26 protein-coding genes are annotated in these 26,842 nt (G+C 65.4%); 23 read left to right on the top strand and 3 right to left on the bottom strand.

What is annotated here, in order from left to right; all coding sequences use genetic code 11:
* Positions 1 to 77: 77 nt before the first annotated feature.
* From JLZ96_RS16990 to hisI, 11 genes are all read left to right on the top strand, one after another.
* Entirely contained in the window at positions 78 to 596 is a 519-nt protein-coding gene (locus JLZ96_RS16990) for a DinB family protein (protein WP_032386918.1), read from the top strand.
* An 89-nt stretch (positions 597 to 685) separates the two neighbouring features.
* Positions 686 to 2,038 (top strand): histidinol dehydrogenase, encoded by a 1,353-nt coding sequence (gene hisD, locus JLZ96_RS16985; protein WP_048318774.1) that lies wholly within the window; start codon positions 686 to 688, stop codon positions 2,036 to 2,038.
* The gene (locus JLZ96_RS16980) at positions 2,035 to 3,165 is read left to right on the top strand and encodes a histidinol-phosphate transaminase (protein WP_201010797.1); all 1,131 of its coding nucleotides are present in this window, start codon (positions 2,035 to 2,037) and stop codon (positions 3,163 to 3,165) included. Before hisD ends, JLZ96_RS16980 begins: the two co-directional genes overlap by 4 nt.
* Positions 3,162 to 3,785, top strand: coding sequence for an imidazoleglycerol-phosphate dehydratase HisB (gene hisB / locus JLZ96_RS16975; RefSeq protein WP_027497292.1), 624 nt, complete (start codon positions 3,162 to 3,164; stop codon positions 3,783 to 3,785). The genes JLZ96_RS16980 and hisB overlap by 4 nt, the downstream gene beginning before the upstream one ends.
* 61 nt (positions 3,786 to 3,846) lie before the next feature.
* Positions 3,847 to 4,953 carry an MFS transporter gene (locus JLZ96_RS16970; RefSeq protein ID WP_032400002.1) on the top strand — a complete coding sequence of 369 codons (1,107 nt, stop codon included), beginning with the start codon at positions 3,847 to 3,849 and terminating at the stop codon, positions 4,951 to 4,953.
* 9 nt (positions 4,954 to 4,962) lie between these two features.
* Positions 4,963 to 5,592 carry an imidazole glycerol phosphate synthase subunit HisH gene (hisH, locus tag JLZ96_RS16965; RefSeq protein WP_201010796.1) on the top strand — a complete coding sequence of 210 codons (630 nt, stop codon included), beginning with the start codon at positions 4,963 to 4,965 and terminating at the stop codon, positions 5,590 to 5,592.
* Positions 5,589 to 5,804, top strand: a complete 216-nt coding sequence (locus JLZ96_RS16960) for a hypothetical protein (RefSeq protein WP_027497289.1) — start codon at positions 5,589 to 5,591, stop codon at positions 5,802 to 5,804. The genes hisH and JLZ96_RS16960 overlap by 4 nt, the downstream gene beginning before the upstream one ends.
* Before the next feature lie 83 nt (positions 5,805 to 5,887).
* Positions 5,888 to 6,622: a bifunctional 1-(5-phosphoribosyl)-5-((5-phosphoribosylamino)methylideneamino)imidazole-4-carboxamide isomerase/phosphoribosylanthranilate isomerase PriA gene (priA, locus tag JLZ96_RS16955; RefSeq protein ID WP_027497288.1), complete on the top strand. Its 735-nt coding sequence runs from the start codon at positions 5,888 to 5,890 to the stop codon at positions 6,620 to 6,622.
* 6 nt (positions 6,623 to 6,628) lie between these two features.
* Complete coding sequence (locus JLZ96_RS16950) at positions 6,629 to 7,459, top strand: inositol monophosphatase family protein (RefSeq protein ID WP_201010795.1); 831 nt, start codon at positions 6,629 to 6,631, stop codon at positions 7,457 to 7,459.
* Positions 7,456 to 8,229 (top strand): imidazole glycerol phosphate synthase subunit HisF, encoded by a 774-nt coding sequence (gene hisF, locus JLZ96_RS16945; protein WP_027497286.1) that lies wholly within the window; start codon positions 7,456 to 7,458, stop codon positions 8,227 to 8,229. Before JLZ96_RS16950 ends, hisF begins: the two co-directional genes overlap by 4 nt.
* Before the next feature lie 14 nt (positions 8,230 to 8,243).
* Positions 8,244 to 8,597, top strand: a complete 354-nt coding sequence (gene hisI / locus JLZ96_RS16940; RefSeq protein WP_027497285.1) for a phosphoribosyl-AMP cyclohydrolase — start codon at positions 8,244 to 8,246, stop codon at positions 8,595 to 8,597.
* Here the strand turns inward: hisI and JLZ96_RS16935 are convergent.
* Positions 8,588 to 9,094, bottom strand: a complete 507-nt coding sequence (locus JLZ96_RS16935) for a MarR family winged helix-turn-helix transcriptional regulator (protein ID WP_045841353.1) — start codon at positions 9,092 to 9,094, stop codon at positions 8,588 to 8,590. The two genes, hisI and JLZ96_RS16935, sit on opposite strands and share 10 nt — an antisense overlap.
* Positions 9,095 to 9,182: 88 nt before the next feature.
* A complete protein-coding gene (locus JLZ96_RS16930; protein WP_032400005.1) occupies positions 9,183 to 9,644 on the bottom strand; it encodes a peroxiredoxin in 462 nt (153 codons plus the stop codon).
* Positions 9,645 to 9,748: 104 nt separating this feature from the next.
* On the opposite strand from JLZ96_RS16930, the gene JLZ96_RS16925 reads away from it, so the two are divergent.
* The 12 genes from JLZ96_RS16925 (at position 9,749) to JLZ96_RS16870 (ending at position 26,343) form a co-directional block, all read left to right on the top strand.
* A complete protein-coding gene (locus tag JLZ96_RS16925) occupies positions 9,749 to 11,305 on the top strand; it encodes an anthranilate synthase component I (protein WP_228139413.1) in 1,557 nt (518 codons plus the stop codon).
* Complete coding sequence (locus JLZ96_RS16920; RefSeq protein WP_027497281.1) at positions 11,302 to 11,967, top strand: TIGR02234 family membrane protein; 666 nt, start codon at positions 11,302 to 11,304, stop codon at positions 11,965 to 11,967. The genes JLZ96_RS16925 and JLZ96_RS16920 overlap by 4 nt, the downstream gene beginning before the upstream one ends.
* Positions 11,968 to 12,046: 79 nt before the next feature.
* Positions 12,047 to 12,856 (top strand): indole-3-glycerol phosphate synthase TrpC, encoded by an 810-nt coding sequence (gene trpC, locus JLZ96_RS16915; RefSeq protein ID WP_027497280.1) that lies wholly within the window; start codon positions 12,047 to 12,049, stop codon positions 12,854 to 12,856.
* A 120-nt stretch (positions 12,857 to 12,976) separates the two neighbouring features.
* A complete protein-coding gene (gene trpB, locus JLZ96_RS16910; protein ID WP_045841352.1) occupies positions 12,977 to 14,248 on the top strand; it encodes a tryptophan synthase subunit beta in 1,272 nt (423 codons plus the stop codon).
* Positions 14,245 to 15,048 carry a tryptophan synthase subunit alpha gene (gene trpA / locus JLZ96_RS16905; RefSeq protein WP_027497278.1) on the top strand — a complete coding sequence of 268 codons (804 nt, stop codon included), beginning with the start codon at positions 14,245 to 14,247 and terminating at the stop codon, positions 15,046 to 15,048. Before trpB ends, trpA begins: the two co-directional genes overlap by 4 nt.
* Positions 15,045 to 16,031 (top strand): prolipoprotein diacylglyceryl transferase, encoded by a 987-nt coding sequence (lgt, locus tag JLZ96_RS16900; RefSeq protein ID WP_032368071.1) that lies wholly within the window; start codon positions 15,045 to 15,047, stop codon positions 16,029 to 16,031. Before trpA ends, lgt begins: the two co-directional genes overlap by 4 nt.
* Positions 16,024 to 16,872, top strand: a complete 849-nt coding sequence (locus JLZ96_RS16895) for a TM2 domain-containing protein (protein WP_201010794.1) — start codon at positions 16,024 to 16,026, stop codon at positions 16,870 to 16,872. Before lgt ends, JLZ96_RS16895 begins: the two co-directional genes overlap by 8 nt.
* A gap of 37 nt (positions 16,873 to 16,909) precedes the next feature.
* Complete coding sequence (locus tag JLZ96_RS25025; RefSeq protein ID WP_236254133.1) at positions 16,910 to 17,542, top strand: TM2 domain-containing protein; 633 nt, start codon at positions 16,910 to 16,912, stop codon at positions 17,540 to 17,542.
* 263 nt (positions 17,543 to 17,805) lie between these two features.
* A complete protein-coding gene (gltB, locus tag JLZ96_RS16885) occupies positions 17,806 to 22,374 on the top strand; it encodes a glutamate synthase large subunit (RefSeq protein ID WP_374758054.1) in 4,569 nt (1,522 codons plus the stop codon).
* On the top strand, positions 22,367 to 23,872 hold the full coding sequence (locus tag JLZ96_RS16880; RefSeq protein ID WP_201010793.1) for a glutamate synthase subunit beta: 1,506 nt from the start codon (positions 22,367 to 22,369) through the stop codon (positions 23,870 to 23,872). Before gltB ends, JLZ96_RS16880 begins: the two co-directional genes overlap by 8 nt.
* A gap of 122 nt (positions 23,873 to 23,994) precedes the next feature.
* A complete protein-coding gene (pyk, locus tag JLZ96_RS16875) occupies positions 23,995 to 25,413 on the top strand; it encodes a pyruvate kinase (RefSeq protein ID WP_027497274.1) in 1,419 nt (472 codons plus the stop codon).
* Complete coding sequence (locus JLZ96_RS16870) at positions 25,414 to 26,343, top strand: acyl-CoA thioesterase II (RefSeq protein ID WP_032374325.1); 930 nt, start codon at positions 25,414 to 25,416, stop codon at positions 26,341 to 26,343.
* On the opposite strand, the gene JLZ96_RS16865 is transcribed toward JLZ96_RS16870, so the two are convergent.
* Positions 26,309 to 26,830 carry a DNA-deoxyinosine glycosylase gene (locus JLZ96_RS16865; protein WP_201010792.1) on the bottom strand — a complete coding sequence of 174 codons (522 nt, stop codon included), beginning with the start codon at positions 26,828 to 26,830 and terminating at the stop codon, positions 26,309 to 26,311. The genes JLZ96_RS16870 and JLZ96_RS16865 overlap by 35 nt on opposite strands.
* Positions 26,831 to 26,842: the final 12 nt, after the last annotated feature.

Genomic DNA, 26,842 nt, shown 5'->3' with positions numbered 1-26,842 from the left:
CCTGGGAACGGCTTCGCCGTTCGGGGACGCGGATTGTGGACAGTGTCGTCAGCGGGCCCTGCTCTACAGTGACCCGCATGCCGATCGAACCCGATACCAAGAACTGGACGTGGGTCCTCGAGAGTGCCTGCCCCGATTGCGGGTTCGACTCGAGCGCCGTCGACTACGACGCCGTGCCCGGGTTGATTCGCGGCGACGTGGATCGATGGATCGCAGTGCTCCATCGCGAGGACGCGTCAGTGCGGCCCGACGATTCGACGTGGTCGGCGCTCGAATACGGCGCACATGTTCGGGATGCACACCGCATATTCCGCACTCGGTTGGCGCTGGTGCTGACCGAGGACGACCCCGAGTTCGACAACTGGGACCAGGACGCCACGGCCGTGGCCGAGAACTACAACGCGCAGAATCCGGCGACGGTGGCGTCGGAACTCGGGGAAGCGGCACATGCATTGGCCGACGCCTTCTCGGCTGTGCCGCCGGAAGACCGTGATCGCAGAGGGCGACGCAGCGACGGTTCCCATTTCACCGTCGAGACTCTGGCGGCCTACTACATTCACGATCCCATCCACCATCTGTGGGACGTGCGGGGCTGAGCCGAATTCGGTGGAACTATCCTGGTGGTTCGGACAACACTGATTCGACCGAACCCCGGCACCGAACCGACTCCACGAAGGGGCCCACTATGCCTGCCCGCATCGAGCTCGCCCGCGTCGATCTACGCGGACGAACTCCATCCACTGCCGAACTACGCGGCGCTCTTCCCCGAGGCGGAGTGGATGTCGATTCGGTGCTGCATCAGGTTCGGCCCGTCGTCGACGCCGTCAAGGACCGTGGGGCCGACGCGGCCCTCGAGTTCAGCGAGAAGTTCGACGGAGTCCGTCCGGACCGCGTTCGGGTTCCGCAGCAGGAATTGGTTCGAGCTCTCGACGAGCTGGACCCGGCCGTCCGGGCCGCCCTCGAGGTCGCGATCGAGCGAACCCGACTGGTGCACTCGGATCAACGTCGCACCGACCACACCACCCAGGTGGTGCCCGGCGGCACGGTGACCGAGCGCTGGATTCCGGTCGATCGCGTGGGTCTCTACGTGCCCGGTGGCAACGCTGTGTACCCGTCGTCGGTCGTGATGAACGTGGTGCCTGCGCAGATCGCTGGCGTCGGTTCGCTGGTGGTGGCGTCGCCGCCGCAGAAGAACTTCGGTGGATTACCCCACCCGACGATCCTGGCGGCCGCGCAGCTCCTCGGGGTCGACGAGGTCTGGGCCGTCGGCGGCGGTCAGGGCATCGCTCTGCTCACGTACGGCGGTGTCGACACCGACGGCGAAGAACTGGCACCGGTCGATCTGATCACCGGGCCGGGCAACATCTACGTCACGGCGGCCAAGCGACTGTGTCGTTCGCTCATTGGAATCGACTCCGAGGCAGGCCCTACCGAGATCGCGATTCTCGCCGACGCCACCGCAGACCCGATCCACGTGGCAGCAGACCTGATCAGTCAAGCCGAGCACGACGTGATGGCCGCCAGTGTGCTGGTGACCGACAGCCTCGAACTCGCCGATGCCGTCGACGAGGCTGTCAATGCGCAGATGGCGTCCACCCGGCACGCGGAACGCGTCACCACGGCGCTGAGCGGTAGCCAGTCCGGAATCGTTCTGGTCGACGACGTCACACAGGGCCTGGCCGTGGTCAACGCCTATGCGGCCGAACACCTGGAGATTCAGACGAAGGACGCGTCCGACGTCGCCGCTCGCGTGCGCAGCGCCGGCGCTGTATTCGTGGGGGCGTGGTCACCGGTCAGCTTGGGTGATTACTGCGCCGGGTCGAATCACGTACTGCCGACGGCCGGGTGCGCTCGGCATTCGTCCGGCCTGAGTGTGCAGACGTTCCTGCGGGGGATCCACGTGGTGGACTACAGCGAGGCCGCACTGAAAGATGTTGCTGCGCACGTCATTGCGCTGGCCAACGCCGAAGATCTCCCGGCTCACGGTGAGGCCGTTCGGCTGCGTTTCGAGGGGTTGCGGACCGGTGGTACATCATGAGTGATGCTCTGGGGCAATCAATTTCGCTCGACGATCTGCCGTTGCGCGAGGCGCTGATCGGCAAGTCGCCGTACGGCGCGCCGCAGCTCACCGTGCCGGTTCAGTTGAACACCAACGAGAATCCACACCCGCCGACGCAGGCACTGATCGACGACGTTGCCGAATCGGTGCGCATCGCCGCGGCGCAGCTGCACCGGTATCCGGATCGCGACGCAGACGACTTGCGAGCCGACCTGGCGCGTTATCTCACCGGGCAAACCGGCTTTGCGGTCGACACTGCCAACGTGTGGGCGGCCAACGGCTCCAACGAGATTCTGCAGCAACTCCTCCAGGCCTTCGGTGGGCCGGACCGTACCGCGCTGGGTTTCGTGCCGTCGTACTCGATGCACCCGATCATTTCGTCGGGGACTCAGACCGAGTGGATTCCGGCGCAGCGTCGGGCGGATTTCTCTCTCGACGTCGACTACGCCGTGCAGGCGATCGAGGAGCGTAAGCCGGACGTCGTGTTCGTGACCAGCCCCAACAATCCGACCGGGCACAGTATCGACGAGGCAGATCTACGTCGAATCCTCGACGCCGCACCGGGAATCGTCGTGGTCGACGAGGCGTACGCCGAATTCTCTTCGGCGGCAAGCGCAATCGGATTGATCGAGAGCTACCCCAGCAAGATCGTCGTCAGTCGGACCATGAGCAAGGCGTTCGCGTTCGCCGGCGGACGGCTGGGATACCTCGTTGCGGCCCCGGCCGTGATCGACGCAATGCTGTTGGTGCGCTTGCCCTATCACCTCTCGGTGGTCACACAAGCCGCCGCTCGGGCGGCGTTGCGGCATGCCGACGACACCCTCGCGAGCGTGGCCGAACTGTCGGCCGAACGCGATCGTGTTGCCGAAACACTTGCCGACCAGGGATGCGACGTGATCCCGTCCGACGCCAACTTCCTGCTCTTCGGCCGATTCGTCGATGCCGCCCGGACGTGGCAGCGATATCTCGACGACGGCGTCCTCATTCGCGACGTCGGTATTCCCGGGTATCTGCGTGTCACCATCGGACTCGCCCACGAGAACGACCGATTCCTCACCATCAGCTCGGAACTCGCATCGACCGAAAGAGCAGAGGCACTGCAGTGACCACACCCGCTCCCCGTATCGCCAAGATCGAGCGCACCACCAAGGAATCCGACATCTCCGTCGAGCTGAACCTCGACGGCACCGGCATCGTCGACATCTCCACCGGCGTGCCGTTCTACGACCACATGCTCACTGCCCTCGGCACCCATGCCCGCTTCGATCTCACCGTGCGGGCCAAGGGCGACATCGAGATCGAGGCGCATCACACGGTCGAGGACACTGCGATCGTGCTCGGGCAAGCGTTGGGCCAAGCCCTCGGCGACAAGTCCGGCATCACCCGCTTCGGCGACTCGTTCATTCCGATGGACGAGACACTCGTGCATGCGGCGGTCGACGTGTCCGGCCGTCCCTACTGCGTGCACACCGGCGAGCCGGACTACATGGTGCACTCGGTGATCGGCGGCTACCCGGGTGTTCCTTACTCCACCGTGATCAACAAGCATGTGTTCGAGACCTTGGCGTCCAACGCTCGGATCGCGTTGCATGTCCGCGTCATCTACGGCCGCGACCAGCACCACATCACCGAGGCGGAGTTCAAGGCCGTCGCTCGGGCGCTGCGTCAGGCCACCGAATACGACCCTCGGGTCACCGGAATTCTCTCCACCAAGGGCAGTCTGTGATCGGTCGAGCGGTGCTCGTGCGTTGAGTGGTCTGAGTTCGATTCGTGGCCTCCCGGCCGCGATGGCCATGGGTGCGGCCGCGTTCGGCGGCTGGGGCCTGTTGCTCCCGGTGGTTCCGCTGGCGGTGTCGCAATCGGGTTCGTCCGACGCGGTGGCGGCAGCCAGCACCGCGATCTTCATGGCCACCACGGTCATCACCCAACTGTTCGTTCCCTCGATGCTGGTTCGCGTCGGCCATCGGCCCGTGCTTGCGGCCGGTTGCCTGCTTCTGGGTGTTCCCGCGTTGCTGTTCGTCGTGTCGGTGCAGGCCGTACCGGCATTGGCCGTATCGGCGCTGCGGGGCACGGGTTTCGGAATGTTGACGGTCGCCGGGGCCGCCATCGTCGCCGAGTTGGCACCGACCCACTTGCTCGGCCGCGCGACGGGAGCACAGGGGATCGCGGTCGCGCTGTCGCAGATGGTGACGTTGCCGCTGGGCCTGGTGATCTTCGCGGCCAGCCCGACGGCGGTGTTCGTACTGGGGGCTCTGGTTCCCGCTGCGGGCTTGATCGGGGTGGCTCTGTTGCCGCCTACCCGGCCCGCACCGCAACCGGCTCGGGTCGACCGGGTCCGCCTCGACGCCCGGCGATTCCTGGTGCCGTGCCTCGTCGTTGCGTCGGTGTCGGCGTCGTACGGTGGCATCACCAGTCTGCTGCCGATCGCCGAATCCGACCGAGCCGCGATGATCGGCGTGGCCCTCGCCGTGGTCAGTGCCGCGATGTTGGTCGGTCGATATGCCGCCGGCTCGGTTGCCGATCGCATCGGAATCGGCCGGTCGGTGGTGCCTGCGCTCATCTCCGCCGCCCTGGGCGTCGGTTTGTTCGCCGTTGCCGCCGCGGGTGCCATGCCTGCCGCACTGTTCTTCGTTGCCGCGGTGTTGTTCGGAATCGGTTACGGCGCATGCCAGAACGACAGTCTGGTGATGGCCTTCGACGCGGCGGGGCCCGCGCGGTACAGCAGCGCCAGTGCCGTGTGGAACATCAGCTTCGATGCCGGTACCGGCGCAGGGGCGCTCGCCCTCGGTGTGATCGCGACGAGTGTGGGCTACACCGCCGGGTTCACTGCAGGTGCAGCCACCGTTGCCGTTGTCGCGGCGGTGGCACTGATCGCGCGTCCACGTCCCCGATAGACTCGTTCCATGACTTCTGTGGTGTTGCTCGACTACGGCTCGGGCAATCTGCACTCGGCGAAAAGGGCGTTGGCCCGCGTCGGTGCCGACGTGACGGTGACCTCCGACTTCGACGAAGCCCTGAATGCAGAAGCGCTGGTGGTTCCCGGGGTCGGTGCATTCGCCGCCTGTATGGAGGGTCTGACGGCCGTTCGAGGTGAGCGCATCATCGGGCGTCGTCTCGCGGGTGGCCGCCCGGTACTGGGAATTTGCGTCGGCATGCAGATCCTCTTCGATCGCGGTGTCGAGTTCGGCGTCGAGGCGGACGGGTGCGGCGAATGGCCAGGCACTGTCGAACGCCTGAAGGCCGAAGTGCTCCCGCACATGGGTTGGAACACCGTCGACGCTCCGGAGAACAGCGTGCTGTTCGACGGCATCGACCGCGAGACACGGTTCTATTTCGTCCATTCCTACGCCGCGCAGCAGTGGGAGCTCGAACCGAGCGAAACCATCGCCGCGCCGTTGCTCACGTGGGCCGATCACGGTGGCCGCTTCCTCGCTGCCGTGGAGAACGGCGCGCTCTCGGCCACGCAGTTCCACCCCGAGAAGTCCGGCGACGCCGGTGCCGCGTTGCTCGAGAACTGGGTTCGATCGGTGTGAGCGAACGCGAGTTCTCGCTCGGCCGGTTGGCGTTTCGAGCGCTCGGGGCGGCAGTTGCGGTACTTGCCCTCGCGACCGTGTCGATTGCTGTGTGGCAGCCCACCGCCGGCGTTGCTCTGCTCATCGCGTTGGCCGGAGTTGTCGGGGCCATCACGGCCATGGGGGTCGTGTCCACGCGCATGACGCGCAAGGAACTCGGTCCCGACAGCTGACGGTTCGTCCCGGCGGCCTGCGGATCCAGGCAGTGCTGACCCGTTTTGAATTCGACGCGAGTCGGCCCGTAGCATAACCGCACGTGAGCCTGGTCTTATTGCCTGCTGTCGATGTCGCAGGCGGCGAAGCTGTCCGTCTCGTTCAAGGGGAAGCCGGTAGCGAAACGAAGTACGGTTCGCCCCGTGATGCCGCCCTGGCGTGGCAGAACGACGGCGCCGAGTGGGTCCATCTGGTGGATCTCGATGCAGCGTTCGGGCGCGGGTCCAACCGTGAACTGTTGGCCTCGGTGGTCGGTGAGCTCGATGTGAAGGTCGAGCTCTCGGGCGGAATTCGCGACGACGATTCCCTGCGCGCCGCCCTCGCAACCGGATGCGCACGCGTGAACCTGGGTACGGCGGCTCTGGAAGACCCCGAGTGGTGCGCTCGGGCGATCGGCGAATTCGGCGATCGTGTCGCGGTCGGCCTCGACGTGCTGATGGTGGACGGCGCGCCTCGTCTGCGTGGCCGCGGTTGGGTCAGCGACGGCGGTGGCCTGTGGGAGGTACTCGAGCGGCTCGAACGTGACGGCTGCTCGCGGTACGTCGTCACCGACGTCACCAAGGACGGCACCCTGACCGGCCCGAATCTCGAACTTCTGGCCGACGTGTGCGACAGGACCGACAAGCCGGTCATCGCGTCCGGCGGCGTGTCGACGATCGCCGACCTCGAAGCGATCGCCGGACTGGTCGACCGTGGCGTGGAGGGATCCATCGTCGGAAAAGCCTTGTACGCCGGGCGTTTCACACTGCCCGATGCCCTCGCGGCAGTGTCTCGGTAACGACGAATGACCCTTCCCGAGGAACCGAGTCGTCTGCTCGAGATCGCCGGTGGGTTGCTCGACGGCATCCATGATCGGTTCCTCGCGGGCGTCGGCGCACCGAGTGCCGTGCAGAAGGGGCCCGACGACTTCGCCACCGCGGTGGACCTCGAACTCGAGCGTCGTCTGGGCGCGGAACTGTACGACGCCACCGGAATCTCCGTTCACGGTGAAGAGTTCGGCGGTCCCGATCTGAACTCCGGTCTCGTATGGGTACTCGACCCGATCGACGGCACGTTCAACTACTCCTCCGGATTGCCCTCTGCCGGAACGTTGTTGGCGTTGCTCGACGACGGGGTGCCGGTCCTCGGGCTGACGTGGCTACCGCTGGTGAATCAGCGATTCTCTGCCGTGGCAGACGGCCCGTTGCTTCTGAACGGGGCCCCGCTGCCCGCACTGCAACCGAAGTCGTTGCGCGAGTCGATGATCGGGTTCGGTGCGTTCAACGTTGCCAGCCGTGGATCCATCCCCGGCCGCTTCCGGTTTCGCATTCTCGAAGAGTTGTCGATGCACTCCTCGCGGCTGCGCATGCACGGTGCCACCGGAGTCGATTTGGCGTACACCGCCAGCGGCGTACTGGGCGGTGCGGTGGTCTTCGGGTACCGCGCCTGGGACAACGCGGCCGGGGCCCTGCTGGTTCGTGCTGCGGGCGGAATCGTCACCGATCTCGCAGGCCGACCGTGGACCATCGATTCGAAGTCGGTGCTCGCGGCCGGCCCAGGAGTACACGGCGAACTGCTGAAGGTGATCACCGAACTCGGTGCACCCGGCGACTATCTGGAAGGACCGGTGCGATGAGCGTTGCGGTCAGAGTGATCCCGTGCCTCGATGTCGACGCCGGACGTGTCGTCAAGGGCGTCAACTTCGAAAACCTCCGCGACGCAGGTGATCCCGTCGAGCTCGCGGCAGCGTACGACGCACAGGGAGCCGACGAACTGACGTTCCTCGACGTCACGGCGTCCACATCCGATCGAGGAACCATGCTCGACGTCGTCAGCCGCACCGCCGAGCAGGTGTTCATTCCCCTGACCGTCGGTGGGGGAGTACGCACTGTCGCCGACGTCGACCTACTGCTGCGGGCCGGTGCCGACAAGGTCAGCGTCAACACCGCGGCCATCGCTCGGCCGGAGTTGCTGCGCGAGCTCAGTGAGCGATTCGGGTCCCAGTGCATCGTCCTGTCGGTCGATGCACGCACCGTCCCGCAGGGTCAGCAGGACACCCCGTCGGGCTGGGAAGTCACCACCCACGGCGGCAAGCGTGGAACCGGTATCGACGCCGTCGAATGGGCAGTACGCGGTGCCGAACTGGGAGTCGGTGAGATCCTTCTCAATTCGATGGATGCCGACGGCACGAAGGCCGGATTCGACCTGCCGATGATCGCGGCGGTCCGGTCCGCCGTGCACGTTCCCGTCATCGCCAGCGGAGGAGCAGGCCGCGTCGAACATTTCGCGCCCGCCGTCCACGCCGGAGCCGACGCCGTCCTTGCCGCAAGCGTGTTCCACTTCGGGGACCTCACCATCGGCCAGGTCAAAGAATCGATGCGCGCCGAGCGCATCGTCGTCCGCTAGCGAAGAGGTTTTCGATGACTCTCGACCCGACGCTGTCCGCCCGGCTCAAGCGAAACGAGGCCGGGCTGTTCAGTGCTGTGGTGCAGGAGCGCTCGACCGGCCAGGTACTGATGGTTGCCTGGATGGACGACGAAGCGTTGTCGCGCACGCTCGCGACGCGCAAGGGTACCTACTACTCCAGGTCCAGGCAGCAGTACTGGGTCAAGGGCGAGACCTCGGGGCACACGCAGTACGTGCACGAGGTGCGGCTCGATTGTGACGGGGACACAGTGCTGTTGGTCGTCGACCAGATCGGCGCGGCATGCCACACCGGCACCCACACCTGCTTCGACTCCGACGTGCTGTTGGGGCCCGCGGCTCAGGCGTGACCGGTTCCTGCGGCAATTCCCTTGTCCAGCTGAGTGAGTAGCGTCGTGCTCAGAGTCGACAGTCGACCCACCTCCGCGTCGGACAATCCGTCGAATATCAGAGCCTGCACTGTCTCGACGTGTCCTGGCGCCGATGCCACGACCTTCTCCATGCCGGCGTCGGTCAGCACCGCATAGGAACCGCGGCTCCCCGGAATACTCTCGCGGCGAACCCATCCCGCTTTCTCGAGCTTGGTGACCACGTGCGACAGACGTGACAGTGACGCGTTGGCGTACTCCGCGAGATCGCGCAGTTGAATTCGTCGCTGTGGATTCTCGCTGACGACCGCGAGGACGAAGTAATCGAAGTGGGTCAACTGCGAATCGCGTTGCAGCTGGGCGTCCAATGCTGCGGGCAGTCGGGTGACCAGGGCGACGAGCGCGCGCCACGCCTCTTGCTGGCTCTCGGTGAGCCAGCGGGGATCCACCGCATCATTCGGTGTCGCCGACGTGTCCATCGCGGGTACCTCTCGATCGAGACAGTTGTGTTCTGCACATGATGCCTCGAGCATCCCCGGGCCCGAGGCATCGCGTCGAACAATCGACCTAGCTGCGGTGCGCGCGCAGGTATTCCAGCGCCTTGTCCGCGTGGGCCTCGAATCGCACCTCACTGGAGAAACTCTCGAGGACCTTGCGGTCGGTACCGATGACGAACGTCGCGCGCTTGACCGGGGAGAGCTTGGCGAGCAGGCCGCGCTTGACCCCGAATGCGGTCGCGACGGCACCGTCCTCGTCGGAGAGCAACGGATAGTCGAACGATTTGGCGGCGGCGAACTCGGCCTGCTTGGCGACCGCGTCGGCGCTGATGCCGACCCGGGTGGCACCCACCTCGGCGAATTCGCCTGCGAGATCGCGGAAATGGCAGGCTTCGGCGGTGCATCCGGGGGTGAATGCAGCCGGGTAGAAGAACAGCACTATCGGACCGTCGGTCAGCAATTCGGTCAGCGTTCGCAGCTTTCCGGTCTGGTCCGGCAGGGAAAAATCGGGAACGAGCTCGCCTGGTTTCATGGTCGGCAGGTTACCGCGCGCGAGGGTGTCGCCGCCGAACCTGGGAGGATGGGGTCATGCACGGCGAGACGACTCCCCACACGAGCCCCACCGAGACCGCATCCATGGACGCCGCACCCATCGACGCCCAACCCACCGATGCCGCGGACTCGACCACGTCCCGGGAGGTGTTCCGCCAGCTCGCCGCCGAGCATCGAGTGGTGCCGGTGACGCGAAAGGTGCTCGCCGACTCCGAAACTCCGTTGTCGGCGTACCGCAAGCTTGCCGCCGACCGACCCGGAACGTTCTTGCTCGAATCCGCGGAGAACGGGCGGTCGTGGTCGAGATGGTCGTTCATCGGTGCGGGTGCGCCTGCGGCGCTGACGGTGGTCGACGGCGAGGCCGCGTGGCGCGGCAACGTGCCCGCAGGTGTCCCGAGCGGCGGTGACCCCCTCGACGTGTTGGCTCGAACCTTGGAGCTACTCCATTCCGAGCGCGTGCCGGGCCTGCCGCCGTTGACCGGCGGAATGGTCGGATATCTCGGATACGACTCGGTGCGGCGCATCGAGAAGCTGCCCGAACATGCGCAGGACGACCTCGGCATCCCCGAGATGGTCATGTTGCTGGCCACCGATCTGGCGGCCGTGGACCATCACGAAGGATCGATCACCCTGATCGCGAACGCGGTCAACTGGAACGGCACCGACGAGCACGTCGACCGGGCCTACGACGACGCGGTGAGTCGCCTGGACCGGATGTGCGCGGATCTGTCCGAGCCTGCTGCGTCGACGGTGTCGGTCTTCTCCAAGTCCGCGCCCCGTTTCCGCAGGCAGCGGACATCGGAGGGATTCGGTGCCGATGTCGAGCGGCTGGTCGAGGAGATCGAGGCCGGTGAAGCGTTTCAGGTGGTGCTCTCGCAGCGCTTCGAGATGGACACCGAGGCGTCTCCTCTCGACGTCTATCGCATGCTGCGGGCCTCGAATCCCAGCCCGTACATGTATCTGATGCACGTGCCGGGGGAGAACGACGAGACGGCGTTCTCGATCGTCGGATCCAGCCCCGAAGCTCTCGTGACGGTCAAGGACGGTCTCGCGACCACGCACCCGATCGCCGGTACGCGCTGGCGCGGTGCCTCCGAGGAGGACGACGTGCTGCTCGAGAAGGATCTGCTGGCCGACGAGAAGGAGAACGCGGAGCATCTGATGCTCGTCGATCTCGGTCGCAACGATCTCGGCCGAGTGTGTGCTCCCGGGACGGTGCGCGTGGGCGACTACCGCCATATCGAGCGCTACAGCCACGTCATGCACCTGGTGTCGACGGTGACGGGACGTCTCGCCGAGGGAAAGCGGGCTCTGGACGCAGTCAAGGCGTGCTTCCCCGCGGGCACGCTGTCGGGTGCACCCAAGGTGCGGGCGATGGAACTGATCGACGAGCTCGAGCCGACGCGGCGTGGCATCTACGGCGGCATCGTCGGCTATCTCGACTTCGCCGGGGACGCCGATACCGCAATCTCGATTCGCACCGCGCTCATCAAGGACGGCACGGCGTACGTGCAGGCCGGTGCCGGAGTCGTGGCCGACTCGGTAGCGGAGTACGAGGACGACGAAGCGAGGAACAAGGCCATGGCCGTGCTGAGTGCCGTCGCAGCAGCCGAAACGCTGCGTGAGGTCGGTGGCCGATGACCGAACGCTCCGGCGGCCGCGGATCGGCCGTTCTGCCTGTCGTGCTGCTCGTGGTTGCGGCCGCATGCCTGTGGGGTGCGTCCAGAATGACGTGGGTGAGCGTGACGTCCTCCGACGGTCTCGGCGAGAGCCGGACCGACGATCTCGTCGGCAGTACCTGGGCCGCGGCGACGACTCCTCTCGCCTTGGTGCTTGTCGCTGCTGTGGCGGCCTCGTTCGCGGTGCGCGGGTGGGCATCTCGGGTTCTGGCATTGCTCATCGCGGTGGTTGCGATCGCTGCGGCGATTCCGGCCGTTCGGCTACTCGCCGCGGGGGCTTCGGACTCGGAGGCGGCTGCGCTCGCCGAGCTCCCGGCTCGTGCCGAGGTGACGATGACGACGGCATCGACACTGCCCGCGCTGATCACGCTCGCAGGGGCCCTGTGTGCGTTCGCGGCGGCTGCCCTGTCGATTCGGAAATCTTTTGGCCCACAGGTACTCTCGTCCAAGTACGCAGCTCCGGCTGTGCGGCGCGACGAAGTGGCTCGCCGGGCCGCTGGAACCACGTCCGCCGTGGGTGCACAGGACGAGGGTGAAGACCTGACCGAGCGCATGATGTGGGACGCGCTCGATGCCGGTGAAGACCCTACCGACGAGTCCGGTACCCGGCGTTCGTCGGATTGATTCGGCCCTCTACGCTAGGTTCCGACCTCGATGAGATTCCTCACATCGAATGTCGACGCTCAGAAAGGACTGGGGCACCATGACTGTTCTCGACTCGATTCTCGACGGTGTACGAGCCGACGTCGCCGCGCGCGAATCGGTGATCGATTTCGCTGCGGTGAAGGCAGCAGCGAAGCTGGCCCCGGCACCTCTCGACGCGGCGGCTGCCCTCCGCGAGGACGGCATCGGCGTCATTGCCGAGGTCAAGCGTGCGAGCCCGTCCAAGGGCGCGTTGGCCGACATCGGTGATCCTGCGGTGCTCGCGCGTGCCTACGAGCAGGGTGGCGCCCGCGTCATCAGCGTGTTGACCGAAGAGCGTCGATTCCGGGGATCGCTCGCCGATCTCGACGCGGTGCGAGCCGCAGTCTCGATCCCTGTGCTGCGCAAGGATTTCATCGTCGGTCCGTACCAGATCCACGAGGCCCGAGCCCACGGCGCGGACGTCATCCTGCTGATCGTCGCGGCCCTGGAGCAGGACGCACTCACGTCTCTTCTCGATCGCACGGAGTCACTCGGCATGACGGCACTCGTCGAGGTCCACACCGAGGCCGAGGCCGATCGCGCACTCGAGGCGGGTGCCAGCGTCATCGGTATCAACGCCCGCAACCTCAAGACCCTTGAGATCGATCGCGACAGTTTCGGCCGTATCGCGCCCGGTCTGCCCAGTGAGATCATTCGCGTTGCCGAGTCGGGAGTGCGGGGCACCGCCGACCTTCTCGCGTACGCCGGAGCCGGCGCCGACGCAGTGTTGGTCGGAGAAGGTCTGGTCACCGCGGGCGATCCGCGCACTGCGGTCTCGGACCTGGTGACGGCGGGCACGCACCCGTCGTGCCCGAAACCCGCACGCTGAACCGGCACCCCACCCGAACGCGGCGACGGTCCGCCGTTGGGGCACACTGGAGCGGTGAGCACCAGCCAAACTTCTTCCGCCGCGGACGCCCCTCAGGTAGTCCGCTTCAAGGGCGCTGATCTGCCGCAGAGCAGCATCGGCCTCACCGATCGCAGCGCGCACGAGCCCGATGTGGGCGGTCACTTCGGCGTGTACGGGGGCAGGTTCGTGCCCGAGGCGTTGATGGGTGTGATCGAGGAAGTCACCGCCGAGTACGAGAAAGTGCGCAGCGACAACGAGTTCCTCGGTGAGCTGGATCGGCTGCAGCGCGATTACACCGGTCGCCCATCTCCGGTGTTCGAGGCGACCCGGTTGTCCGAGCACGCCGGTGGCGCTCGGATCCTGCTCAAGCGAGAAGACCTGAATCACACCGGTTCTCACAAGATCAACAACGTGCTCGGGCAAGTTCTGCTCGCGAAGCGAATGGGCAAGACTCGTGTCATCGCAGAGACCGGTGCCGGTCAGCACGGCGTCGCGACCGCCACGGCCTGTGCCCTGATGGGTCTCGACTGCGTCGTCTACATGGGTGAGGTCGACACCGAGCGCCAGGCCCTCAACGTTGCCCGGATGCGTTTGCTCGGGTCGGAAGTCGTCGCAGTGAAGTCCGGTTCGCGCACTCTCAAGGATGCGATCAACGAGGCACTGCGAGACTGGGTCACCCACGCCGACAACACTTATTACTGCTTCGGAACCGTCGCGGGGCCGCATCCGTTCCCGGTGATGGTCCGCGATTTCCAGCGCATCATCGGCCTCGAAGCGCGGCAGCAGGTCCTCGCGTCCACCGGCCGCCTGCCCGATGCCATCGCGGCCTGCGTCGGCGGCGGGTCCAACGCCATCGGAATCTTCCACGCGTTCATCGACGACGCCGATGTCCGTCTCGTCGGGTTCGAGGCTGCCGGCGACGGAGTCGAGACCGGTCGTCACGCGGCGACCATCAGCGGTGGTACGCCTGGAGCCCTGCACGGTGCCTACTCGTACCTGCTGCAGAACGAGGACGGCCAGACCGTTGAATCCCATTCCATCTCAGCAGGATTGGACTATCCCGGGGTCGGACCCGAGCATTCGTACCTGCACGACATCGGGCGCGCCGAGTACCGCGGCGTGACGGACACCGAGGCGATGAACGCCTTCAAGCTGCTGTGCCGCACCGAGGGCATCATCCCGGCCATCGAATCGTCGCACGCCATCGCCGGCGCACTCACCCTCGGCAAGGAACTGGGTGAAGGTGCCATCATCCTGGTCAACCTGTCCGGTCGCGGCGACAAGGACGTCGACACCGCAGCCGAGTGGTTCGGTCTGATCGACGGAGACGGCGAAGCGAACGTGGACGACGAAGCAGGTATCAAGCCATGAGCAACAACGACTCTCGCCTCTCCGGGACGTTCGCCCAGTGCCGTGCCGAAGGGCGCGCTGCACTCGTCGGATACCTGCCCGCCGGCTTTCCGACCGTCCCCCGGTCGATCGAGGTCTTCAAGACCATGGTCGATGCCGGGTGCGACATCGTCGAGGTCGGCATCCCGTACTCCGATCCCGTGATGGACGGCCCCACGATCCAAGCTGCTGCAGACGTGGCGCTACGAGCCGGTGCCCGGGTCAAGGACGTCTTCGCCGTCACCGAGCAGGTCGCCGCCGCGGGTGGTAAAGCGGTCGTCATGACCTACTGGAACCTGGTGCTCAAATACGGCATCGAGAATTTCGCCCGGAGCCTCGCCGATGCGGGTGGACTCGGCATCATCACTCCCGACCTGATCCCCGATGAGGCTCAGGAATGGATCGAGGTCTCGGATCGGTACGGACTCGACCGAATCTTCCTCGTCGCACCGTCGACGACGGAGGAGCGACTCGTCAGCACCGTCGAAGCCAGCAGCGGCTTCGTCTACGCCGCCTCGACGATGGGCGTGACCGGTGCCCGCGACGCAGTGTCCTCGATGGCACCGGCGTTGGCGGCGCGTATCCGCGAGCATTCCGACATTCCGATCGGCGTCGGTCTCGGCGTTCGGTCGGGTGCACAGGCTGCCGAGATCGCGAAGTATGCCGACGCGGTTATCGTCGGCTCGGCTTTGGTGACCGCTGTCGACAACGGTCTCGACGCGGTTCGTGACCTGACGACCGAACTCGCCGAGGGTGTCCGCTCCGCTAACGTAGCGTCGTGACTTCGACCGCCTTCCTGGCCTACATTCCCAGTCCCGCGCAGGGGGTGTGGCACGTCGGACCGCTCGCGCTCCGTGCCTACGCCCTGTTCATCATCATCGGCATCGTGGTGGCCGTGGTGTGGGGAGATCGCCGGTGGGTCGCTCGCGGCGGAACCAAGGGCACGGTCCTCGACGTCGCCGTGTGGGCCGTACCTTTCGGGCTTCTCGGTGGCCGGCTGTACCACGTGGCCACCGACTGGAAGACGTACTTCGGTGCCGGCGGTCGGCCGATCGAGGCGCTCTACGTGTGGAATGGCGGCCTCGGAATCTGGGGCGCGGTGTTCCTCGGCGGAGTCGGCGCCTGGATCGCGTGTCGTCGACGCGGCATCCCACTCCCGGCATTCGGTGACGCGGTAGGCCCGCCGATCCTGCTGGCCCAGGCAATCGGCCGCATCGGCAACTACTTCAACCAGGAGCTCTACGGTCGCGAAACCACGCAACCGTGGGGTCTCGAGATCTACGAGCGACTCGATGCGAACGGCCGGCTCGATCCGCTGAACGGCGTGTCCACCGGAATGGTCGAGAAGGTCGTCCACCCGACGTTTCTCTACGAACTGCTGTGGAGCGTCCTGATCGTCGTCCTCCTGGTACTCGTCGACCGGAAGTACACGATCGGCCACGGTCGACTGTTCGCGCTCTACGTGGCCGGATACTGCGTCGGTCGGTTCTGGGTGGAACTCATGCGAGACGACTTCGCGACGAAGATCGCCGGCATTCGCGTGAACTCGTTCACCTCGGCGATCATCTTCGTGCTCGCGGTCGCGTATTTCGTTCTCGCCACCAAGGGTCGCGAAGACCCGGCGGCATTGAAGTCGAACGACGACGACGGTCGCGACAGCGAAGACAAGACGGGTGGCGAGTCCGCCGACGGCGATACGCAGGAAGGCACGGGCGAGACATCGTCCGAGAAGAAAGCCGAGGAAGAAGGCAGTACCCGTGGTTGATTTCGAGAAGAGGGCACACCCCGACCCTGCTGATTCGGGCGGCGGCACCGACAAGTCGGCCGGCTCTTTCGGTACACCGTTCGACTACGACGCAACGGCCGAGGCGTCGCTCTCCGAGCCGCCCGCGACATCCGAGTCTGCACCCTCGCACGGTCCCGCCGGTTCTACCGGACCGGGCTGGGACACCTATTCGGGTATCGGCAACGGGCCCGGCTGGTCCAGTACTCCTAGCTATCCGGCCCCCAGCCCGGACGGCATTATCGACAATTCGATCGGTGGCCTTCCGCCGTCCGCCGGTTACCCGACACCGGGATCCGAGTACCAGGGATACGGTCAGCCGGGTTACGGCCAACAGTCGCCCTACGGTCCACCACAGGGGTACGGCCAGACCGGGGGATACGGCCAACAGGGGTATGGCCAGCAGTCGGGCTACGGCCAGCAAGGGTATGGCCAGCAGCAGGGTTACGGCCAGCAGGGCTATGGCCAGCAGAATTATGGCCAAGCACAGGGCTTTTCGGCCGGGCCCGGTTTCGGTGTCGGACCCGACGCGCCGTACGGGCGGGATCCGGTCACCGGTGAACCGTTGTCGGACAAATCGAAGATCGTCGGTGGACTACTTCAGCTGTTCCTCGGCTGGCTCGGCGTGGGTCGTTTCTACATCGGTAGCACCGGAATCGGCGTCGCGCAGTTGCTGCTGTTCTTCTTCGGCGTGCTGCTGACCGTGGTGTTCGGCCTCGGCCTGATTCTGTTGTTCGGACTGTTCGTGTGGCATGTCGTGGACGCCGTGCTGATTCTCGTCGGCAATGTTCCCGACAGTCGCGGGCTCAAGCTGCGAGACTGATCGACCTACCCGTAGCGCGTCGTCGAGGGAGTTCGTTGTGAGTGATTCAGGTACATCGTCATCGGACGGATCGACACCGGGCGGATCGGCGGGAGACGGCTCGGGTTCGGAGCCCACCATCTCGTTCGAGAAGAACGCGGCACCGGGTCCGGTATACGGCGCACCCGACCCCGGGTACGGCCCGCCGAATTGGGGCAGTGATCCGTACGACGCGTCCGGAAGTGACGACCGTAGCTCCGGTGCACCGGACGGTCCACCGCCCGGTGCGGGTTACCCGCCGCCCCCGTTCCCGGGCGGCGGTCCCCAATACGGCGGTCCCCAGTACGGAGGACCCCAATACGGCGGTCCCCAGTACGGAGGACCCCACTACCCAGGCCCCCAGTACGCCGGTGCCCCTGGTTGGGTGGATCCGAGCGCTCCTTACGGACGGCATCCCGTCACCGGGGAACCGTTCTCGGACAAGCAGAAGCTCACTGCCGGGCTGCTGAACATCCTGCTGGGTGTTTTCGGGGCAGGACGCTTCTATTTGAATCAGCCGGGAATCGCGGTGGCACAGATCGCGGTCACGTGGCTCACGTGCGGCATCGGCGGTATCTGGCCGCTGATCGACGGGATCATGATGCTCACGGGCAGCGTGCGCGATGAACACGGGCGCCCCCTGCGCGACTGAGCCCAGCGCCGTTCGCGATTGCATCGTTGCGATCGGCAACTGATACGATTCCGCCATCCGAGAGCGATCTCGGATTCTTTCGCGGGCCAGAGCTGTCCCGGTGAATTCCCGATAGGCATCGAATTCGGTCGATCCGGCACTTTATGTCGGTTCGGGCGACCAGCCGGCGGGGTAGCCGAGGCTCACAGTGCAGCGTGTCGACACTGCGCCATCCGAAGCACCTACCGGTCTACGTGGAGGTGATCGTGGTGTTGTTTTCTCGGATGCCTGCCGAGCAAGGACTGTACGACCCGAGCGCGGAGAAGGACTCCTGCGGTGTGGCGATGATCGCCGACATCGCCGGACGACGTTCGCACTCGATCGTGTCCGACGGTGTACTGGCACTGGAGAACCTGGAACATCGTGGTGCTGCCGGTGCCGAGCCCAACAGTGGTGACGGCGCGGGCATTCTGATCCAGCTGCCCGTCGAACTTCTCGATTCGTTGTCGTCGTTCGAGCTACCGTCCGCCAACGCCGACGGTGAGAACACCTTCGCCGCGGGTGTCTGCTTTCTGCCGCAGGGCATCCGCGAGCGCGGGTCGGCCGTGCAGCGTGTCGAATCCATTGCAGCCGAAGAGGGTCTCGAGGTCCTGGGTTGGGTTCCGGTCGAGGTCGATCCCGATCGTGCCGATGTCGGACTGACCGCGCTCGGATGCATGCCGTACATGAGCTATCTCTTCGTCGCGGCCCCCGAGGTCGACGGTTCACGTCCGGCCGGTCTCGAACTCGACCGATTGGTGTACGGGCTGCGTAAGCGGTCGGAGCGCGTCACCCCGGAGATCGAGGCAGAAGGCTCGGGCCTGTTCTTCCCTTCGCTGTCCGCACGCACCATCGTCTACAAGGGCATGCTCACCACCATGCAGCTGCCCCTGTTCTTCCCGGAGCTGCGTAACCCGTTGTGTACGAGTGCAATTGCCATCGTGCACAGTCGTTTTTCCACCAATACCTTCCCGTCGTGGCCGTTGGCGCACCCGCACCGCTACGTAGCGCACAACGGAGAGATCAACACGGTCAAGGGCAACAGGAACCGGATGCGAGCTCGGGAAGCGATGCTGTCCAGCGATCTCATCCCCGGCGATCTGGAGCGGCTTTTCCCCATCTGTAATCCCGATGCATCCGATTCGGTGTCGCTCGACGAGGTCCTCGAATTGCTGCACCTGGGCGGCCGGAGCGTTCCCCACGTCGTGATGATGATGGTGCCGGAGCCGTGGGAGAACCATCGCACGATGGATCCGCGGGTACGGGCGTTCTATCAGTTCCACTCGTCGATGATGGAAGCGTGGGACGGTCCCGCCTGCGTCACGTTCACAGACGGTAGCTACGTCGGAGCCGTCCTCGATCGCAACGGTCTGCGACCCGGTCGGTGGTGGCAGACGGCCGACGGTCGGGTGATCCTCGCGAGCGAGGCGGGTGTGCTGGACGTGCCGCAATCTCAGGTCGTCGCCAAGGGTCGCCTCGAACCGGGCAAGATGTTTCTGGTCGACACCGTCGCCGGGCGTCTCGTTCCCGACGAGGAGATCAAACTGCAACTGGCGCAGGAACATCCGTACCAGGAGTGGCTGCACGCCGGCTTGCTGGAGATCAAGAGCCTGCCCGAGCGCGCCCACATTCAGTACAACCACGAGTCCGTGATCCGCAGACAGATCGCGTTCGGCTACACCGAGGAAGATCTCCGCGTCGTGCTCACCCCGATGGCCGCCTCCGGGGGCGAGCCACTGGGGTCGATGGGGACCGACACCCCGTCCGCGGTGATGTCCCAGCGATCTCGTCAGCTGTACGACTACTTCATCGAACTGTTCGCGCAGGTCACGAACCCGCCACTCGACTCCATCCGAGAAGAGATCGTGACGTCGTTGTCGCGAGTGATGGGACCGGAGCAGAATTTGCTCGAGCCCACTGCCGCGTCGTGCAGGCAGATCGTGTTGCCGTGGCCGGTGCTCGACAACGACGAACTCAACAAGATCATCCACATCGACGACGACGGTGATCATCCCGGTCTGTCGGCGATCGTGCTGCGCGCACTGTACGAGGTCGAGCGTGGTGGGGAAGGTCTGGCCGAGGCCATCGAAGAACTGCGCATGCGGGCATCGGAAGCCATCGCTGCCGGCTACCGCACGCTGATCATCTCCGATCGCGATTCGGACCACACTCGGGCACCGATTCCGTCCCTGCTGGCCACCTCAGCTGTGCACCACCACTTGGTGCGCACCAAGGAACGCACCAAGGTCGCTCTCGTCGTCGAGTCCGGCGATGCACGAGAAGTGCACCACCTGGCCTTGCTGATCGGATTCGGTGCGGCGGCGGTCAACCCGTACCTGGCCATGGAGTCGATCGAGGACCTGGTCGGCGAAGGTGAGCTCACCGGGGTCGAACCCACTGTCGCGGTGCGCAACTACCTGTACGGGCTCGGCAAGGGCGTGCTCAAGGTCATGTCCAAGATGGGAATCTCGACCGTCGGGTCCTACACCGGCGCACAGGTTTTCGAGGCGGTCGGTCTCGATCGCGAGGTCGTGCGCGAGTACTTCAAGGGCACCGTCAGCAAGCTCGGCGGAGTCGGTCTCGACGTCCTCGCCGAAGAGGTCAAACTCCGTCACCGGAAGGCATACCCGGAGAATCCTACCGACCGTGTTCACCGCCGCCTCGAGATCGGCGGCGAGTACCAGTTCCGGCGTGAGGGCGAACTCCACCTGTTCACTCCCGAGACGGTGTTCCTGTTGCAGCACGCAACACGCACCGGTCGCTACGACGTGTTCCAGAAATACAGCGACGAAGTGAACCGGCTCGCCCGTGAGGGGGGCGCACTCCGGGGCCTGTTCGAGTTCAAAGACCATGTGCGCACGCCTGTTCCGCTCGACGAGGTGGAGCCGGTCGAGTCCATCGTCACTCGGTTCAACACCGGCGCGATGAGCTACGGATCCATCTCTGCCGAGGCGCACGAGACCATGGCCGTTGCGATGAACAATCTGGGTGGGCGCTCCAACTCCGGTGAGGGCGGAGAGGACGTCGATCGCCTCTACGATCCGAGCCGGCGCAGTGCCGTCAAGCAGGTCGCGAGTGGACGGTTCGGGGTGACCAGCGATTATCTGGTCAACGCCACCGACATTCAGATCAAGATGGCGCAGGGTGCCAAACCCGGTGAGGGCGGGCAGCTGCCCGGTTACAAGGTGTACCCGTGGGTGGCCAAGACTCGGCACTCGACGCCCGGGGTCGGCCTGATCTCCCCGCCTCCGCACCACGACATCTATTCCATCGAGGATCTCGCGCAGTTGATCCACGATCTCAAGAACGCCAACGAGAACGCGCGCGTCCACGTCAAACTCGTCAGCTCGGTAGGAGTGGGCACGGTGGCCACGGGAGTGAGCAAGGCGCACGCCGACGTCGTACTGATCTCGGGATACGACGGTGGCACGGGCGCGGCTCCGTTGACGTCTCTCAAGCATGCCGGTGCGCCCTGGGAAATCGGGCTGGCCGACGCCCAACAGACGTTGGTGCTCAACGGACTTCGCGATCGCATCACCGTCCAGTGCGACGGCGGAATGCGCACCGGCCGTGATGTGATCATCGCGGCGCTGCTCGGTGCCGAGGAATTCGGGTTCTCGACGGCACCTTTGATCGTCGCGGGATGCATCATGATGCGGGTCTGCCATCTCGACACCTGCCCAGTGGGTGTCGCGACTCAGAACCCCGAACTGCGCAAGCGATTCACCGGCAAGCCCGAGTTCCTGGAGGACTTCTTCAGGTTCGTCGCCGAGGATGTGCGAAAGTACCTCGCGCAGCTCGGGTTCCGCAGCATCGACGAGGCCGTCGGCCATGCCGACGTGCTCGAGACCGCTGCCGGCGTCGCACATTGGAAGAGCAAGGGACTCGACCTCGCACCCATCTTCGCGATGCCGGTGGATCGACACGGCGCGCCCATGACACAGCGTCGACGCCTACGCGATCAGGACCACGGCCTCGATTTCGCGCTGGATCGCACGCTGATCCAGCTGGCCGAGGGCGCACTGGAGGACGCGCATCCGGTGACGCTGGAGCTGCCCGTGCGCAACGTCAACCGCACGGTCGGAACACTTCTGGGGTCCGAGGTCACGCGACGCTACGGCGCGGCCGGGTTACCCGACGACACGATTCGCGTGTCGTTCACCGGCTCTGCCGGGCAATCGCTCGGTGCATTCCTGCCGCCCGGAATCACGATCGATCTCGTCGGGGACGCGAACGACTACGTGGGCAAGGGCCTGTCGGGAGGACGCATCGTCGTCCGACCGGCCGAGGACGCACCGTTCGTTGCCGAGGACAACGTCATTGCCGGAAACACGATTCTCTACGGAGCCACGTCGGGGGAGGTGTACCTGCGCGGTAAGGCGGGGGAGCGGTTCGCCGTGCGCAACTCCGGAGCCGTTGCGGTCAACGAGGGCGTGGGAGATCACGCCTTCGAGTACATGACGGGCGGACGGGTGGTCGTGCTCGGGCCGACCGGACGCAACATGGCGGCCGGCATGTCGGGCGGTATCGCCTTCGTTCTGGGCCTCGACCCCGCGGACGTGAACACGGCGATGGTCGAGTTGCAGGTTCCCGATCCGGACGATCTGGTGTGGCTGCGTGAGACGGTCGAGAACCACGAGCGCTGGACCGGCTCCACCGTCGCGGCATCGCTGCTCGCCGACTGGCCCCGCCGGTCCGCTCTGTTCACCAAAGTCATGCCCGTCGACTACCAGCGAGTGCTGGAGGCGACACGAATGGCGCGCGCCGAGGGGCGCGACGTCGACGCTGCGATCATGGAGGCTGCACGTGGCTGATCCACAGGGATTTCTGAAGGTCGTCAAGCGTGAGGCCGCCAAGCGTCCTATCGACGAACGGGTCAGGGACTGGAACGAGGTGTACTCGGATCAGCCCAGCAGCGAACGCGCCGCCGAGGTCTCGGAACAAGCGCGCCGCTGCATGGATTGCGGAATTCCGTTCTGCCACTCCGGAACTGCCGGCTGCCCGCTGGGCAACCTGATCCCGGAATGGAACGATCTCGTGCGCCGCGATCGGTGGGACGCGGCCAGTGATCGGCTGCACGCCACCAACAACTTTCCGGAGTTCACCGGCCGAGTGTGTCCGGCTCCGTGTGAATCCGCCTGTGTCCTGTCCATTTCCGAGGCCGCCACCGGCGGAAGTGTGACGATCAAGCGGGTCGAGCAGACCATCGCAGACCTGGCCTGGGAAGAGGGCAGCGTCGTTCCCCAGCCTCCGACGATCACCACCGGTAAGCGAGTGGCCGTCGTGGGTTCGGGTCCGGCGGGACTGGCTGCGGCGCAACAGCTCACCAGGGCCGGGCACGATGTCACCGTGTACGAGCGCGACGATCGGCTCGGTGGATTGCTTCGATACGGGATCCCCGAATTCAAGTTGGAGAAGTCGGTGCTCGATCAGCGGCTGATGCAGATGCGGGCCGAGGGCACGCATTTCGTCACCGAGTGCGAGGTCGGCATCGACTTCACCGTCGAGCAACTGCGCGCGAGCTTCGATGCGGTCGTGCTCGCCGTCGGCGCTCTGCGGGCTCGCGACAACACCGAGGTGATCGGCCGCGAACTCGACGGCATCCACCTGGCGATGGAGCATCTGGTGCCGTCGAACAAGGAATGTGAGGGCGACGGGCCGACGTCGATATCCGCTGCCGGCAAGCATGTGGTGATCATCGGCGGCGGAGACACCGGGGCCGATTGTCTGGGCACGGCTCACCGTCAGGGTGCCGCGTCGGTCACTCAGCTCGACTACAACCCTGCTCTTCCCGGTGCCCGTGACGACGGTCTTTCGCCATGGCCGTCGTGGCCGTTGGTGCTCCGGACGTCGCCTGCTCATGCGGAGGGTGGCGTCGTGCGTCATCAGGTCGCGGTGCAGCGATTCCTCGGCGACGAGCGTGGACATGTGCGCGCCATGGTGCTCGCCGAGGTCGAGGTGCAACGCGACGCGGACGGGCGACGCATCGTGACGCCCATCGGTGAGGAGGTCGAATTGCCCTGTGATCTGGCATTGTTCGCCATCGGATTCGAGGGTGTCGAGCATGGACCGCTGCTCGACGACTACGGCCTGGCGCTGACCAAGCGCGGCGCGTTGTCGTGTGGTCCCGATTGGCAGACGACGGCCCCGGGTGTGTTCGTCTGTGGGGATGCCCACCGCGGTGCGTCGTTGGTCGTATGGGCGATCGCAGAGGGGCGTTCGGCTGCCAACGGGGTCGACGCATTCCTCACCGGACACTCGGAATTGCCGTCCCCGGTGCACCCCACGGCACTGCCTCTGGCGGTGGTGTGACACTCGTCTCTGTACCGGTACAGGTGCTTTCAGCAGCGGCCCGACGAGGCTACCCGTCGGTAGTATTCGGCCGGGTTCCTCTGCGATAGAGAACAAGGCGTCCAGCGGCTACGCTCGCAACCGTGAGCCGACGTACGAAGATTGTCTGCACCCTTGGACCCGCAACCGCAACCACAGAGCGCATCCGCGAACTCGTCGAGAGTGGAATGGATGTCGCACGACTGAACTTCAGCCATGGCGATCACCCCGATCACCAGGCCAACTACGAGAGAGTTCGCGCCGCATCGGACGCCACCGGCAAAGCCGTGGGCATCCTGGCCGACCTGCAGGGACCGAAGATTCGACTCGGCCGATTCGCCGAGGGCTCCACCACCTGGGCCGCCGGTGAACTCATCCGCATCACCGTCGAGGAGTGCGAGGGCACCCACGATCGCGTGTCGACCACGTACAAGGAGCTGGCTCAGGACGCCAAGGAAGGCGACCGCCTGCTCGTCGACGACGGCAAGGTCGGCCTCGTCGTCACCGGCGTCGAAGGCAACGACGTGCTGTGTCGGGTCACCGAGGGTGGTCCGGTCAGTAACAACAAGGGCGTCTCCCTGCCCGGCATGGACGTCTCTGTTCCTGCCATGAGCGAGAAGGACATTGCGGACCTCGAGTTCGCCCTCGCGCTCGGATGCGACTTCATCGCGCTCTCGTTCGTGCGCTCTCCTGCCGATGTCGAACTCGTCCACGCAGTCATGGACCGCGTCGGCCGCCGAGTTCCGGTCATTGCCAAGCTCGAGAAGCCCGAGGCCGTCGACAACCTCGAAGCCATCGTGCTCGCGTTCGATGCGATCATGGTCGCCCGCGGTGACCTCGGTGTCGAGTTGCCGCTCGAGCAGGTGCCCCTGGTGCAGAAGCGCGCCATCCAGATCGCCCGCGCCAACGCCAAGCCCGTCATCGTTGCGACCCAGATGCTCGAATCGATGATCGAGAACTCCCGTCCCACCCGCGCCGAGGCGTCCGACGTCGCCAACGCAGTGCTCGACGGTACCGACGCGGTCATGCTGTCCGGCGAGACCTCGGTCGGCAAGTACGTCATGGAGACGGTGCGGACGATGGCTCGGATCGTCGAGACCGTGGAAACCGAAGGCGACAGCGTTCCTCCTCTGACCCACGTTCCTCGCACCAAGCGCGGTGTCATTTCCTACGCCGCCCGCGATATCGGCGAACGTCTGGACGCGAAGGCCCTCGTGGCCTTCACCCAGTCGGGCGACACCGTGCGACGGTTGGCTCGCCTCCACACCAAACTGCCGTTGCTCGCATTCACCTCGATCTCCGAGGTCCGCAGTCAGCTGTCCCTGAGCTGGGGCACCGAGACGTTCCTGGTTCCCGATGTGGGCTCGACGGACGCGATGGTCAAAGAGGTCGACAAGGCGTTGCTCGAACTCGGTCGTTACAACCGAGGCGATCAGGTCGTGATCGTCGCCGGTGCCCCTCCCGGCACAGTAGGCTCGACCAACTTGATCCATGTGCACCGAATCGGAGAAGAGGACCGGTAAGTGGTCGAAGCGGGGGGAACCGGCGTCAGCGAGAGCGCGCCGAGCAGTACAGCAGTACGCGGAACCGATCTCGAGACCCTTCTCGGTCTCCTCGCCCTCGAGGAGACCGAGGAGGATGTGTTCGTCGGACAGCATCCGGAGCAGGTGGGGAGCCGGACGTTCGGTGGGCAGCTCGTCGCTCAGGCGCTCATCGCCGCCGGCCGGACCGTGTCCGGAACGTCCCGGGACGTTCATGCGATCAATGCGCACTTCATCCGCGGTGGTGACGTCAAGAAGCCCATCGAGTACCGGGTGAGTCGTCAGCGCGACGGCCGGGCGTTCGCCAACCGGCAGGTCACTGCGCTGCAGGACGGTAACGAGCTGTTCGTCATGCTCGCTGCTTTCCAGGATTTCGGTAAGGGCCTCGAGCACAGCGTCGAGGTGCCCGAGGTTCCGTATCCCGATGCTCTGCCGCCTCTCGGCGACCACTTCGTGGGGTTCGAGGACCGCCTGCAGATGTTCGTCGACGCACTCAAACCGATCGACATGCGGTACGCGAACGATCCGGCGTGGATCATGCACGGCACCGGTGAGAAGCTCAACCACAATCGAGTGTGGATGAAAGCGGACGGCGATCTGCCGGACGAGTCGATCTTTCACGCCGCGACCATGGGCTACGCGTCGGACACCACGGTGCTCGATTCGATCATCACCACCCATGGACTGTCCTGGGGACTCGACCGCATCGTGGCGGCGACGGTCAACCACTCCATCTGGTTTCACCGACCGTTCCGATTCGACGAGTGGGCTCTGTATGCGACCGAATCGCCGGTCGCGGCCGGATCGCGGGGACTCGCCACCGGCCGATTCTTCTCGATGGACGGTCAGTTGCTCGCAACCGTCGTGCAGGAGGGCCTCATTCGCCACTTCCCGAAACGCGTTCGCGCCTGAGTGCTGCCGACCACAGTCGAGTCTTGGCTTCGAGGGTGAGTGAGGCGTGCGCTGGACTGGTGGACGGCAGACGGATGCACTCGATGTCCGGCTGCACCGCGTTCGCGACGTATCTGCGATAGCTGTCGGCAGCTTTTGCTCCGTTGAACAGCACGGTGTCGATGCCGGGATGACCTGCGATGAGGTCCGCGACATCATTTGCCACGATGGATGATTCGACTATGGCCGAGTCCAGGCTTCCGGTCCGAGTACACAGCTTCAGTACGTCCCATACGGCAATCCCGCTGCGCGCCAGTCGCTCTGTTCGCGCCTCGTACGGTAGTTCGGGACCGGCACCGAACAGCGCGCCCATGATCGGCCAGAACGCATTTCGGGGATGAGCGTAATACTGCTGAGCAGCAAGCGATGCGACACCGGGCATCGAACCGAGTATCAGCGTGTGAGCGTGCTCGTCGACTATCGGTTCGAAGCTGTGCACGACGTTCATGTCGCGATTACA

The organism is Rhodococcus sp. NKCM2511, assembly GCF_014905595.1.
Taxonomy (GTDB): domain Bacteria; phylum Actinomycetota; class Actinomycetes; order Mycobacteriales; family Mycobacteriaceae; genus Rhodococcoides; species Rhodococcoides fascians.
Note: the sequence above shows the minus strand (reverse complement) of the source record. Positions and strands in the feature narration are given on the sequence as shown.

What these genes read in the sequence shown, in the direction of transcription:
- JLZ96_RS16990 (WP_032386918.1), top strand. Translation starts at nt 78, where the DNA reads ATGCCGATCGAACCCGATACCAAGAACTGGACGTGGGTCCTCGAGAGT.
- hisD (WP_048318774.1), top strand. Translation starts at nt 686, where the DNA reads ATGCCTGCCCGCATCGAGCTCGCCCGCGTCGATCTACGCGGACGAACT.
- JLZ96_RS16980 (WP_201010797.1), top strand. Translation starts at nt 2,035, where the DNA reads ATGAGTGATGCTCTGGGGCAATCAATTTCGCTCGACGATCTGCCGTTG.
- JLZ96_RS16970 (WP_032400002.1), top strand. Translation starts at nt 3,847, where the DNA reads ATGGCCATGGGTGCGGCCGCGTTCGGCGGCTGGGGCCTGTTGCTCCCG.
- hisH (WP_201010796.1), top strand. Translation starts at nt 4,963, where the DNA reads ATGACTTCTGTGGTGTTGCTCGACTACGGCTCGGGCAATCTGCACTCG.
- JLZ96_RS16950 (WP_201010795.1), top strand. Translation starts at nt 6,629, where the DNA reads ATGACCCTTCCCGAGGAACCGAGTCGTCTGCTCGAGATCGCCGGTGGG.
- hisF (WP_027497286.1), top strand. Translation starts at nt 7,456, where the DNA reads ATGAGCGTTGCGGTCAGAGTGATCCCGTGCCTCGATGTCGACGCCGGA.
- hisI (WP_027497285.1), top strand. Translation starts at nt 8,244, where the DNA reads ATGACTCTCGACCCGACGCTGTCCGCCCGGCTCAAGCGAAACGAGGCC.
- JLZ96_RS16935 (WP_045841353.1), bottom strand. Translation starts at nt 9,094, where the DNA reads ATGGACACGTCGGCGACACCGAATGATGCGGTGGATCCCCGCTGGCTC.
- JLZ96_RS16930 (WP_032400005.1), bottom strand. Translation starts at nt 9,644, where the DNA reads ATGAAACCAGGCGAGCTCGTTCCCGATTTTTCCCTGCCGGACCAGACC.
- JLZ96_RS16925 (WP_228139413.1), top strand. Translation starts at nt 9,749, where the DNA reads ATGGACGCCGCACCCATCGACGCCCAACCCACCGATGCCGCGGACTCG.
- JLZ96_RS16920 (WP_027497281.1), top strand. Translation starts at nt 11,302, where the DNA reads ATGACCGAACGCTCCGGCGGCCGCGGATCGGCCGTTCTGCCTGTCGTG.
- trpC (WP_027497280.1), top strand. Translation starts at nt 12,047, where the DNA reads ATGACTGTTCTCGACTCGATTCTCGACGGTGTACGAGCCGACGTCGCC.
- trpA (WP_027497278.1), top strand. Translation starts at nt 14,245, where the DNA reads ATGAGCAACAACGACTCTCGCCTCTCCGGGACGTTCGCCCAGTGCCGT.
- gltB (WP_374758054.1), top strand. Translation starts at nt 17,806, where the DNA reads ATGCCTGCCGAGCAAGGACTGTACGACCCGAGCGCGGAGAAGGACTCC.
- JLZ96_RS16865 (WP_201010792.1), bottom strand. Translation starts at nt 26,830, where the DNA reads ATGAACGTCGTGCACAGCTTCGAACCGATAGTCGACGAGCACGCTCAC.